We start from the raw sequence: 12553 nt of genomic DNA on the forward strand, positions 1-12553 counted from the left end.
GTGGACCGAAATGTTCATCAGCTTGCCAAGGAGAGGATATGAGTGAAAACAGTATGGAGCTACTGCAGGCCATATAAGATTTCTGCCGCTATCGCTTTATTTTTTATGATTGCAGAGCTGGTAGTTGAATTGGTACAGCCGTTATTGATGGCAAAAATAATTAATAACGGGATCATGGTGAAAAATCTGGAAGTGGTGGCTATCTGGGGAGGAATCATTCTAGCCTTATCGCTGCTTGGTTTTTTATCTGGCATTATGAATACATATTATGCTTCACACGTCAGCCAAAGTTTTGGTGCCGATATAAGAAAGAATGTTTTCGAAAAAGTACAGTCTTTCTCATATGCGCAATTTTCTCTTTTTGCTGCCGGGTCTTTGATGACGCGTTTGACCAACGATGTTCAGCAACTGCAAAATACCATGTTTATGGGGTTAAGAATCATGGCACGGGCGCCGTTATTGATCTTCGGCGGTTTGATTATGGCTTTTATCGTCCATCCTTCTTTAGCTGTTTACCTGGCTGTGGTCGTTCCCTGTCTGTTTCTTTTTCTCGTTTTCTTTATGGGAAAAGGGGGGAGGATGTTCAAAGTAGTCCAGGAGAAACTGGACGAGGTCAATAACGTGATGGGGGAGAACTTGGCCGGCATGAAGCTGATTCGCGCTTTTCTGAGGAAAAGCCATGAAGTCAGCCGGTTTGAGGACGCGAGTGAACAATTAAGAAAAAAAACGGCTTCCGTTCTGCAATTCATGGAAATCTCCATGCCGGCGCTGCTTTTTCTGATGAATGCAGCCACTATCTGCATACTTTGGTTCGGCAATCAAGAGATAACAGTGGGGACGGCAAATGTTGGAGAAGTAGTCGCCGTGGTGAATTATGCAACGCGGATTACGGGTTCTCTTTCCGTCCTTTCTTTCATCATTATGGCATTTTCCCGTTCGCGGGCATCAGCGGCTCGCCTGAATGAAGTTTTGAATGCGCCTGAGGAGATGGAAGATCACGAGGATACATTTAAAATCGAAGCAATGCGCGGGGATATTTGCTTTGAGAATGTTAGTTTCAGATATGTTGGGCAATCTTTTTCCGCCCTTGACCATGTCTCTTTCTCCCTTAAAGCTGGATGTACGATGGCCATTCTGGGTTCTACAGGATCGGGGAAATCAACTTTGGTGAATATGATCCCAAGGCTTTATGACCCTTCGGAAGGACGAATCACCATTGATGGGATCGATTTGCGCGAATACGACCAACGTATGCTTCGCCGCCAAATTGGTCTTGTACCTCAGGAGCCGCTGTTATTCACCGGAAGCGTAGTGGAAAACATCCGTTGGGGCAAACGGAATGCGAGCAAGGAAGAAGTCGTAAAAGCGTGCAAAGATGCGCAAATCTATGAAACAGTTATGAAACTTCCGCAGCAAATGGATACAAAAATCGGGCAAAAAGGCGTCAATTTATCAGGAGGGCAGCGCCAGCGCCTGTCGATTGCGAGAGCGCTTGTACGCAAGCCGAGAATCCTGCTTTTCGATGACAGCACCAGTGCATTGGATGTAAAAACCGAAATGGAATTATTGCAGGCATTGAAAGCTTACCGGGGGACAAAGCTGATTGTCACCCAAAAGATATCCACCGCTATCCATGCAGATTTGATCATGCTGTTGCAGGACGGTAAAAAGGCAGCTATCGGTACCCACCAAGAATTGATGGAAAGTTCAGCTTTGTACCGTGAAATCATCCAATCACAGGGCGGAGAAAGGAGGTCAGTGTATGTGGAGAAGGCAAATAAGTGATCCTTTCCGTTACGAAAAAATCATTGAACCGAAGGAACTGAAAAAACAGTTCGTTAAGAAAAAAGTCCGCGCAAAAGATACAAAAGAAACGATCATGCGTATCTGGCGTATGCTCACAAGGCAAAAAGCAATGTTTTATACAGTTATTCTGCTGGTGGTGATAAGCTCTGCCCTTTCTTTGGCTGGCCCGGTCATGATCGGGAGGGTCATCGACCATTATATTGTTGCCAGGCGGCTGGACGGCCTTCTTGGCATGCTTATGGCCCTACTTCTTATTTATGCACTGTATTCACTAAGCATGTGGCTGCAGAATATTATGATGATCAGCATTTCCCAAAAGACGGTTGTGGAGTTGCGGAATAAGTTGTTCACTCATTTTCATAAGCTGCCGATCTCCTTTTTTGACAAAAGGCAGTACGGTGAATTAATGAGCAGGGTAACCAATGATATTGAAAATGTCAGCAGCACGCTCAATAGTTCTGTTATCCAACTATTATCCAGCACATTAATTATCGTAGGTACGGTTTCTGTTATGTTTTACTTGAGTCCACTGCTTGCTTTATTTATGCTCTTGATTGTTCCTGCCATGTTTGCTGGCATGAAGTGGATTACGAACAGGACTGGGAAGCTTTTTCAGAAGCAGCAGCAGAATCTCGGGGAATTGAATGGGGTCATTGAAGAGAGTATTTCAGGGCAAAGGATTATTAAAGCTTTTTCACAGGAAAAAGAAGTGGAAGAGCTTTTCATGGACCGGGTAGACAGGCTGAGGGTTTCAGGGTTTTGGGCCCAAGCTTATTCAGGGCTAATCCCGAAGGTCATGAACACATTAAACAATATATCATTTGCCATTATAGCCGGCGTCGGGGGCATTTTTGCGCTGAAAGGCTGGATTTCAATTGGCGTGATTGTTGTGTTCATCGAGTTTTCCCGCCAGTTCACCAGACCGCTTAATGATCTTGCCAACCAATTCAATACACTGTTGTCTGCTGTCGCCGGGGCAGAACGCGTATTTGAAATCCTGGACACGGAAGAAGAGGCCCATGATGAAAAGAATAAGCCAAAATTGCCTCTGGTAAAAGGGGATGTCGCCTTCGATCATGTTTCATTTTCGTATGAAAACGGCAGAAATACGATCCATGACGTCAGTTTTGCAGCGAAGGCGGGAGAAATGATTGCTTTAGTAGGCCCGACCGGCGCCGGAAAAACGACCATCATCAATCTTCTTTCCCGTTTTTATGATTATACCGAAGGCCGTATCGCCATTGATGGCTATCATCTGGCGCATTATACGCGCGAAAGTGTCCGTGAACAAATGGGATTTGTATTGCAGGAATCTTTTTTGTTTCAAGGGACAATCCGCGATAATATCCGTTACGGCCGCCTTAACGCAACGGATGAAGAGATTATCGCAGCTTCTAAGGCTGCGAACGCCCACTCGTTCATTGAACGGTTGCCCGATGGCTATAACACGGTTCTGCATAACGGCGGCAATGACCTGAGCCAAGGACAGAAACAGTTGCTGGCCATTGCGCGGGCAGTACTTGCGGATCCTGCCATCCTTATTCTTGATGAAGCGACTAGCTCGATAGATACCATTACTGAATTGCAGATTCAGAAAGCTCTTAAGAAGCTTATGAAGGGGCGAACCTCGTTTGTGGTCGCCCATCGGCTCAATACTGTCAGAGAGGCGGATCGAATCATCGTTCTGCAGGAGGGCAGCATCACAGAAACCGGCACGCACGATCAATTGATGGAAAAGCAAGGCTTCTATGCAAAATTGGTACAGGCCGGGCTTAATCGGGAATAACTTTAGCTGTGCAACCAGCCAAAAAAGGGAGCTCATAAGAACTCCCTTTTTTAATTGCTATGGAAACGATTATATATGGTTATTTTCTTGCTCTTGATACTGTTCCAATTGTTCTAGTAATTGATCAAAATCCATGTCTTCATCTGACCAATCTTCATCATAGTATTGGCTCAATTCGAATTCGATTGCCCGGTTCATAAAGGCTGCAAATTGACCGCGCGTAACTGCTAGGTTCGGCTTGAATGTGCCATCCTCATAGCCATATGTGATATTGGCATGGATCAGTTTGCCGATATACGGATAGGCGGCTGAAGAAGGCGAAACATCTTTGAATGTTACTTGATCAGCTTCCGTCAAATCAAAAGCGCGTGATAGGAAAATGGCCATCTGGCCGCGTGTAACGGTTTGAGTTGGTCTGAACGTACCATCCTTAAAGCCTTGGATAATGCCGTCATTGACTGCTTCCTGAATATAGCCTGAAGCGACCGATGCGGGTGAAACGTCAGGAAAGATGGTTTTCTGTGGCTTTCCATCATAATCCAACCAACGTCCAATCATGATAGCCGCTTGTTCCCGAGTCACGGATTGGTTGGGGCGGAACGTGCCATCCTTATAGCCTGAAATGACCCCGTCCCAGGTTAAAAGCTCGATGTCTTCAAAGAACTTGTACGACTCAGGTACATCTTTAAATGTTGGTTCATAACTTTCTTCATCCGCATAAGCGAATGGCGCCAATGAAAACATTAGCAGCAAGCTAACAATAATAGGAAATAATTTCTTCATTCATAAATCCCCTTTTCTTTGATGTAGTTATCCCATTCTTAATCATACTATGATGAGGATATATTAGCTTGTAGGTTGCTCATTATTTACGGGTAATTTTAAATATTTTGATTATTTTTAGGATTAATTGTATGTAACTCAATCAAAATATATAATAGCAGTGGTTTTTTAGAATTACTGTAACAGAAAGACGCTAACTGTTTGGATACGGTGGGGGGTTTATTTTTGTGAGTACAGGGAAGAGAAGTAAGGAATATAAAGAAAGGGGAGATTATAATCATGTTTCATTATACAATTGACGTTCCATTTTCTGTAGAGGAAGCCATCACTCGATTGGAAGCAAGCCTAAAAGAAGAACAATTCGGCGTCCAGTTCCAGTTTAATGTCCAGGAGACGCTACAAAAAAAAGGATTCGACTTTGATTCAACTTTTGTCATTTTAGAAGTGTGCAACCCGAAGGAAGCAAAGAGAGTCTTGGAGGAAGATTTAATGATGGGTTATTTCCTTCCGTGCAAGTTAGTTGTGTATGAAAAGGAAAACCAAACAAAAGTGGGAATGCTTAAACCTACGGCTTTAACGGATATGATTGACAACGAACAGATTAAAGCCATTGCAGGCTCTATAGAGGAAAGATTAAAAAAATGTATGGATCAGTTAAAATAAGATGAAAAAGTAGAAAGCCCGCTGAACCAGCGGGCTTTCTTTTCTATGGAAGGAGTATTTGAATTGTCCCTTCCTTTGTTGCATTCAGCACGATTAGTTGCAGTGCTGGCACTTTAGGCGCTTGTCGCAATGGGACTTAAGCTAAGGACGGATTTTATAGGGACCGGCCAAAGATTAATATGCCATTTTAACAGGGGCGCCTGGATAGTGCGCCATTTTGTGTGCAATTTGGAGAAAACGGTTTCTCTTTTTAAATATTAAGTAAGTGATTTCAATTATATAATTGGTTATTTTGGTGGTTTCGAGTCAGTTGCATGAATGTAGCCTAAACAACGTAAGCCCTACCTCTCTTACGTCCCCACGGCTCCGAAGCCGATCCGGCGTGAATAGGAAAAGTAACAACCGATACCCGATTAAAATTACTCGATATCAAAGTTGATGCCTCCAGTGACAAAATAAGTATAATTCATCTGTAACAGCACATTATTATATTTACCCATTCTTTCAAATATAAAACATTTAAGCGACTACTCTTATTGTTCATACAATATTTACAATATCCTGGGAATTAATGCATGGAAGATGTTAAGATGGTTTTAACAAAGAAATTCCTGCGATATGCAGTGGTATTGTTTCTTTGGACGAAACAAAGAAAATGGGTGGGTGAAATGTGTTGAATATTATGACCATTATAGAAATGGATCATTCTGAAGTAGAGCACATACTAGATGCATCTTTTGTTTTTGTGGATGAAACCGTCTATAAGAATGTTGTGCACACATGTGTAGATGGATTCCTGTGCAATAAATCACAGTCTCCGATCGACACGGATGATGCCATGGAACAGCTTTTTCTAAGGTTAAAGGCAAAAAGCGTTATTCCAGATTCAGTGCAAGATTTCTCATATGAACTCGCATCATGTGAAAGGATCAGACCAACCAATTCCCTTAAGGAAGAACCCTTAAAGACAATTGCTATTTCTTTCACAGAAACTAAATAATAACATAAAAAAAGGATGCGTGCAAGCAAATGCTACGCATCCTTTTTTTTATTTTTTTCTAGGGCGATCAACCACCAAGCCGATCACTAAGCCAATAATAGCTGGTAAAACCCAGCCAACCTGTTGTTCATACAAAGGGATATGTCTTAATACCGCATCAAAAGTACCCTTAAAAAGTGTGTTGTTTAAAGTGTCTAAAATACTGTATAGGGCAGTCATTGAGATTGTCAGAGAGTATGCCCACTTGCTTCCCCGGATAAATGTATCAGCCAATGCAAGTAAAATAAGCACAACCGCTATTGGATAAATCAAACCCAGAACAGGGACCGAGAATGACAGGATAGAATTCAGGCCCAGATTAGCAACAACTCCGCTGATCAGAGTGAGTATGAAAGCCCATTGTTTATAGGACCATTTTTTATAAAGAGCAGAGAAATACTCACTGCAGGATATAATCAGGCCAATCGATACACATAAGCATGCAATGGTGAAGATGACGGCTAAAATGATGGTCCCTGCCTGTCCGAATAATTGCTTCATTACTTGCGAAAGAACAGTTGCCCCATTATCGGCGTGGCCGAATGCAAGCCCGCTGGTGGCGCCAATATAACCTAGAATCACATAGATAGCGGCAAGCAGAATGCCCGCACCAAGCCCGGCAGTCATCATGGAAAGGGAGAGGCTACGTTTATCGGTAATCCCCTGCGCGTAAATCGTGTTAGCAATGACAATTCCGAAGACCAGTGACCCTAATAAGTCCATAGTCATGTATCCATCCAAAAAACCCTTGAAGAAAGTGTTTTCTTGATAGGCTGCAGCCGTTGCAGCCGTTCCTCCCAGAGGGGTCACAATACTTTTAATCAGTATGATGGCCAGCAAGACCAGTAAAGACGGAGTCAAGATCTTGCCAAACAGATCGATCAGTTTGTTTGGCGACAGGCTGAACCATAGTACCAAACAAAAAAAGATCACCGAATAAAAGACAAGCGGCCATTGGACATCAGCCCCCTCGGCCAGAAATGGCTTCAACCCCATTTCGAAAGAAACGGTAGCCGCTCTCGGTATGGCCATTAAAGGCCCGATTGAAATATAAATAATGAACGGAAAAAGGAGGGCAAAAAGCGGAGAAACCCGGCGCCCAAGAGTATCAAGGCTCCCTAATTTCGCAACAGCAATCACCCCGAGAATAGGAAGACCAACTGCAGAAAGGATAAAGCCAGCCATGGAAATATACGTGTCTATTCCAGATGCTCTCCCCAGGAATGCAGGAAAGATAAGATTGCCTGCCCCGAAGAACATTGAAAACAGCATAAAGGAAATAAATAAGAGCTGTTTTTTTGATAAAAATTGCATGATGTAAGAATCCTCTCTTTGTTTTGTTTGTAGAAGTATAACAATCTGAATAATATTTTTCTATATCTTTTTGAAAACAAAAGGTAATGGCTTCATATATTATGTTAACCCAATTGCGATAAACGTAGAGAGTAACACGATTTAAAATGGGTAAAAAGAGCTGAAAACATTAGAAAAAGAAAAATACGTGTTAACATTCCTTACATTTTCTGTTATTCTAAAAATAAATTATTATCTAAATATTTTGATAAAGCAATATTATATGGCAAAGAAAAGGGGAATTTATTTGGAATACGGGGTTATTGTTTCAATTGTCGTGTACATGGCGGGAATGTTGCTTTTAGGGTATTTTGCATATAAGAAAACCACTGATTTATCTGACTATATGTTGGGAGGGCGCGGGCTTGGTCCGGTTGTGACAGCGTTGAGTGCGGGCGCTTCGGACATGAGCGGCTGGCTGCTGATGGGGCTGCCCGGCTCTATGTATGTAAGCGGTCTTAGTTCCGGGTGGATTGTTGTCGGTTTGTCCACAGGGGCTTACTTTAACTGGCTTTATGTAGCACCGCGCCTTCGAACGTATACAGAAGTGGCGGGGAACTCTATTACAATTCCCGACTATTTAGAGAATCGTTTTCACGATGCGTCAAGGGTTTTGAGAATCACATCAGCCGCTGTCATTATCGTATTTTTTACTTTTTATACGTCTTCCGGAATGGTGGCCGGAGGAAAATTGTTTAAGACGGCATTCGATATGGATTATCGGACAGGAATCATTATCTCAGCCACTGTTGTTATTTTATATACCTTATTTGGGGGATTCCTTGCTGTTAGTTGGACAGATACGGTACAGGGGCTGATTATGTTCCTTGCATTAATTCTTGTGCCGATTGTCGCGATTGTGAATATAGGCAACCCTTCGATGACCTTTGAGGAAATCAGGGAAATTGATCCTGCTCTCCTCAAAGTATTTGAAGGAACGACTGTTATCGGAATAATCTCCTTGCTTGCATGGGGACTGGGTTATTTTGGGCAGCCGCACATCATCGTCCGCTTTATGGCCATTACTTCAGTTAAGGAAATCAAAAAAGCCAGAAGAGTCGGGATGGGGTGGATGATTTTCTCCATCGTGGGTGCGATGTTTACCGGTTTAGTCGGGATCGCTTATTTTAAAGTAACCAACCAAACATTAGAGAATCCGGAGACCGTCTTTATTGTATTATCTGAACAATTATTTCCCTCCATCATTACAGGTTTCCTCTTGGCGGCTATTCTGGCAGCAGTGATGAGTACCATTTCATCTCAATTGCTTGTCACTTCAAGTGCCTTGACGAAAGATGTGTATAAAACATTTTTGCGCAAAGAAGCCTCCGACCGGGAACAAGTGCTTGTCGGCAGAATTACAGTGCTGGCCGTTTCCGTCATCGCCCTGCTGATGGCCTTGCATCCAAGCAAAACAATCTTGGATTTAGTGGGCTACGCCTGGGCAGGATTTGGGGCGGCATTCGGCCCTGTCATCCTGTTAAGCCTCTATTGGAAGAGAATGACCAAATGGGGAGCGCTTGCGGGAATCATTGCTGGCGCAGTGACCGTGATTGTATGGGAATTGATTGAAGCTTTCGATGCCGTTTATGAAATTATCCCCGGGTTTATCGTAGGTATGGTTGCTATTGTACTTGTCAGCAACCTGAGTAAGAAACCAGCGGCGGAAATTGAAGAGGAATTCAATGAAGCCGCACGCCAGACAAAGTTTGAAAAAGAAGTGGATAAAGGAATGATCCATACTGATTGATCCTGTAGCCAAGGCTCCGCCGAATTTTTCGGCGGAGTTTTTTTAGTAGAGTTATGTTACTTGTCTGTTCATTGTGTTAGAGTGGACAAATATGGGCAAAAAAGCGCATACCCATATGGAAAGCGAACAAGACCCATTGAATTTTTTTATACTTTTCGTTGAAATTAAAGGTAGATTAGCTGAGAATATAGAGAAGAAACAGCTACNATTCTTGTGCCGATTGTCGCGATTGTGAATATAGGCAACCCTTCGATGACCTTTGAGGAAATCAGGGAAATTGATCCTGCTCTCCTCAAAGTATTTGAAGGAACGACTGTTATCGGAATAATCTCCTTGCTTGCATGGGGACTGGGTTATTTTGGGCAGCCGCACATCATCGTCCGCTTTATGGCCATTACTTCAGTTAAGGAAATCAAAAAAGCCAGAAGAGTCGGGATGGGGTGGATGATTTTCTCCATCGTGGGTGCGATGTTTACCGGTTTAGTCGGGATCGCTTATTTTAAAGTAACCAACCAAACATTAGAGAATCCGGAGACCGTCTTTATTGTATTATCTGAACAATTATTTCCCTCCATCATTACAGGTTTCCTCTTGGCGGCTATTCTGGCAGCAGTGATGAGTACCATTTCATCTCAATTGCTTGTCACTTCAAGTGCCTTGACGAAAGATGTGTATAAAACATTTTTGCGCAAAGAAGCCTCCGACCGGGAACAAGTGCTTGTCGGCAGAATTACAGTGCTGGCCGTTTCCGTCATCGCCCTGCTGATGGCCTTGCATCCAAGCAAAACAATCTTGGATTTAGTGGGCTACGCCTGGGCAGGATTTGGGGCGGCATTCGGCCCTGTCATCCTGTTAAGCCTCTATTGGAAGAGAATGACCAAATGGGGAGCGCTTGCGGGAATCATTGCTGGCGCAGTGACCGTGATTGTATGGGAATTGATTGAAGCTTTCGATGCCGTTTATGAAATTATCCCCGGGTTTATCGTAGGTATGGTTGCTATTGTACTTGTCAGCAACCTGAGTAAGAAACCAGCGGCGGAAATTGAAGAGGAATTCAATGAAGCCGCACGCCAGACAAAGTTTGAAAAAGAAGTGGATAAAGGAATGATCCATACTGATTGATCCTGTAGCCAAGGCTCCGCCGAATTTTTCGGCGGAGTTTTTTTAGTAGAGTTATGTTACTTGTCTGTTCATTGTGTTAGAGTGGACAAATATGGGCAAAAAAGCGCATACCCATATGGAAAGCGAACAAGACCCATTGAATTTTTTTATACTTTTCGTTGAAATTAAAGGTAGATTAGCTGAGAATATAGAGAAGAAACAGCTACTGAAACAATGATTAGATAGGAAAGCAAATGACACTAAGAACCTTGATTGGTTCAACTAATGATCTGTGGAGGAAGAACATCCCACAGATCAAAGTTTCACTTTATCCCATTCTAACTGGCGCTAAGGCTCCCGATTCAAAAGATGCGTTAAGAAGTATGTGTGGGAGATCAAGCGCCAGTAAGAATCCGATTGGTTCAACTAATGATCTGTGGAGGAAGAACATCCCACAGATCAAAGTTTCACTTTATTAGAAGGTAAGGAGATCGAATGTATGACAAATTCTTCATTTATACAGCAATGCCCTGTTTTCTTGCAGGAAGTTTGGAAGAAAGAAGGTTTTAGCAAGGCGACAAGCATCCAGGAACAGGCGTATCCTTTAATCATGGAAGGAAAGGATGTAATTGCCCAGTCGCCTACGGGCACAGGCAAAACTTTGGCATACTTGCTGCCTTTGCTCTCTAAAGTAAAGCCGGATGCCATGCATGTACAAGCTGTGATATTGGCTTCCTCGCGCGAATTAGTTATGCAAATCCATCAGGAGCTGGTGAAATGGACTGCAGGCAGCGGATTGCGCAGTGCATCATTCATCGGAGGGGCAAATATCAAGCGGCAGCTGGAAAAGCTAAAGAAGAAACCGCACATCATCGTCGGGACTCCTGGGAAGATTCAGGAGCTCATGATGCAAAAAAAGCTTAAAATGCACGAAGTCAAGACGATTGTGCTGGACGAAGGCGATTCATTGGTTGTGCCTGAACACTATGAAACAGTGGCGGCTATCATCAAAAGTACGATGAAAGACCAACGCCAGCTGTTATTATTCTCCGCCACCGTCACTCCGGAAATAAAAGAAAAATTGGCGGGCTTCACCGAAAATCCTGAAATCATAACAGTCAAGAAAGATGAACAGTTTTCAGGGAAAGTAGAGCATATTTATTTTATTTGCGAGAAGCGCGACAAACCGCTGATCCTTGAAAAAATCTCACGGCTACCCGATACGAAATCGTTGGTCTTTATGAGGGACATTGGAGATATGACTGTTCTTGCGGAGAAATGGAAGTTTAAGAATCAGCATGTGGCAGTTCTTCATGCGGAAACAAATAAAACAGAGCGTGAAAGAGCCATCAAAGGTTTCCGCAAAGGCGACTTCCCGATGATGCTTTCGACAGATGTAGCGGCGCGCGGTCTTGATATTAAAGGCTTGACGACGGTTGTCCATTACGACGTACCGCGTACAATCGAGCAATATACACACCGTTCCGGACGTACGGGCCGCGCTGGAAACGATGGCGTGGTCATTTCGATCATAACGCCATCAGAAGAAAAAAGCCTAAAGCAGCTGGCACGCCAATTGGGGATCGAAGTGAAGAAAAAAGAGTTCTTTAAGGGACAGATTGTCGATGAACGCCCTGTCTTGAAAAAGGCAGCTCCCCAAAAACGCCCAGCTGGGAAAAAGAAATAAACGTCCAAACACCGTTCTCATAGGGAGGCGGTGTTTTTTTTTCGCGTTGTTGAAATGAAATGATGTCGGTTTATATGCCGAAACGTTTTATAGTTCAACCGTCGCTCACATTTCAAAAGGAGGAATTGAAGCCGTTTTTTATTTCTGTACTTTCTTTTCCCACGGTGAAACGATGGAATAACCAACAATGATCGATGCGGCAATCCAAAGAGGCGACTTAATCCACTCTGCCTCATGTAGAAAAGCAAGCCATGGCACTCGAAAAAAGAAATAGGGTTGAAAAGCGACATAGACAGACGGCAGAAATAGAAGCAAAAATAATAGGATATTGAACCTCCATTTGCCTTCTTTCTGCGACTGTTGAATCAGCGTGTTCATTCCGAGGATACTTCCGATTGGCGCAAAAACTAGTTGATGGAGAAAGGGATAAGGTGGAATTGTTAGAGTAGAAGCTGCGAGTTTTGTATAATGGGCGGTTAATTGCATATCTGCGCAGGAGGCGATGATGGTGTAAATAACAAGGCAGACGGGAACAACTAGTTTTTTTGTCTGTTTCATATGAATACCTCCCCATTGAGGGAAATC

Annotated in this window: 9 protein-coding genes and 1 pseudogene; 7 read left to right on the plus strand and 3 right to left on the minus strand. The window is 43.3% G+C overall.

Translation table 11 applies throughout. The features are described from left to right. The first annotated feature begins 42 nt into the window (after positions 1-42). Positions 43-1785 carry an ABC transporter ATP-binding protein gene (locus tag BN1765_RS04165; RefSeq protein ID WP_050613978.1) on the plus strand — a complete coding sequence of 581 codons (1743 nt, stop codon included), beginning with the start codon at positions 43-45 and terminating at the stop codon, positions 1783-1785. After that, positions 1763-3592 (plus strand): ABC transporter ATP-binding protein, encoded by a 1830-nt coding sequence (locus tag BN1765_RS04170; RefSeq protein ID WP_050613979.1) that lies wholly within the window; start codon positions 1763-1765, stop codon positions 3590-3592. Before BN1765_RS04165 ends, BN1765_RS04170 begins: the two co-directional genes overlap by 23 nt. A 69-nt stretch (positions 3593-3661) precedes the next feature. Here BN1765_RS04170 and BN1765_RS04175 read toward each other — a convergent pair whose 3' ends face one another. Next, complete coding sequence (locus tag BN1765_RS04175) at positions 3662-4375, minus strand: S-layer homology domain-containing protein (protein ID WP_050613980.1); 714 nt, start codon at positions 4373-4375, stop codon at positions 3662-3664. Positions 4376-4654: 279 nt separating this feature from the next. Between BN1765_RS04175 and BN1765_RS04180 the strand changes: the two genes are divergently transcribed. Then, entirely contained in the window at positions 4655-5038 is a 384-nt protein-coding gene (locus tag BN1765_RS04180; protein ID WP_050613981.1) for a DUF302 domain-containing protein, read from the plus strand. 670 nt (positions 5039-5708) lie between these two features. Continuing rightward, positions 5709-6038: a hypothetical protein gene (locus BN1765_RS04185; RefSeq protein ID WP_050613982.1), complete on the plus strand. Its 330-nt coding sequence runs from the start codon at positions 5709-5711 to the stop codon at positions 6036-6038. Between the two features lie 48 nt (positions 6039-6086). On the opposite strand, the gene brnQ is transcribed toward BN1765_RS04185, so the two are convergent. Further along, positions 6087-7391: a branched-chain amino acid transport system II carrier protein gene (gene brnQ, locus BN1765_RS04190; protein WP_050613983.1), complete on the minus strand. Its 1305-nt coding sequence runs from the start codon at positions 7389-7391 to the stop codon at positions 6087-6089. 286 nt (positions 7392-7677) lie between these two features. Between brnQ and putP the strand changes: the two genes are divergently transcribed. From putP to BN1765_RS04205, 3 genes and pseudogenes are all read left to right on the plus strand, one after another. Further along, on the plus strand, positions 7678-9180 hold the full coding sequence (gene putP, locus BN1765_RS04195; protein ID WP_050613984.1) for a sodium/proline symporter PutP: 1503 nt from the start codon (positions 7678-7680) through the stop codon (positions 9178-9180). Positions 9181-9381: 201 nt separating this feature from the next. Further along, a pseudogene (locus BN1765_RS04200) lies at positions 9382-10302 on the plus strand (sodium:solute symporter family transporter); the annotation flags it as partial. A gap of 478 nt (positions 10303-10780) precedes the next feature. Further along, positions 10781-11968, plus strand: a complete 1188-nt coding sequence (locus BN1765_RS04205) for a DEAD/DEAH box helicase (RefSeq protein ID WP_050613985.1) — start codon at positions 10781-10783, stop codon at positions 11966-11968. Positions 11969-12106: 138 nt separating this feature from the next. Here BN1765_RS04205 and BN1765_RS04210 read toward each other — a convergent pair whose 3' ends face one another. Then, a complete protein-coding gene (locus tag BN1765_RS04210; RefSeq protein WP_050613986.1) occupies positions 12107-12526 on the minus strand; it encodes a hypothetical protein in 420 nt (139 codons plus the stop codon). Between the last annotated feature and the right edge of the window lie 27 nt (positions 12527-12553).

The sequence above is a fragment of the Bacillus testis genome, assembly GCF_001243895.1.
In the GTDB taxonomy this organism is placed as follows: Bacteria; Bacillota; Bacilli; order Bacillales; family DSM-1321; genus Bacillus_AD; species Bacillus_AD testis.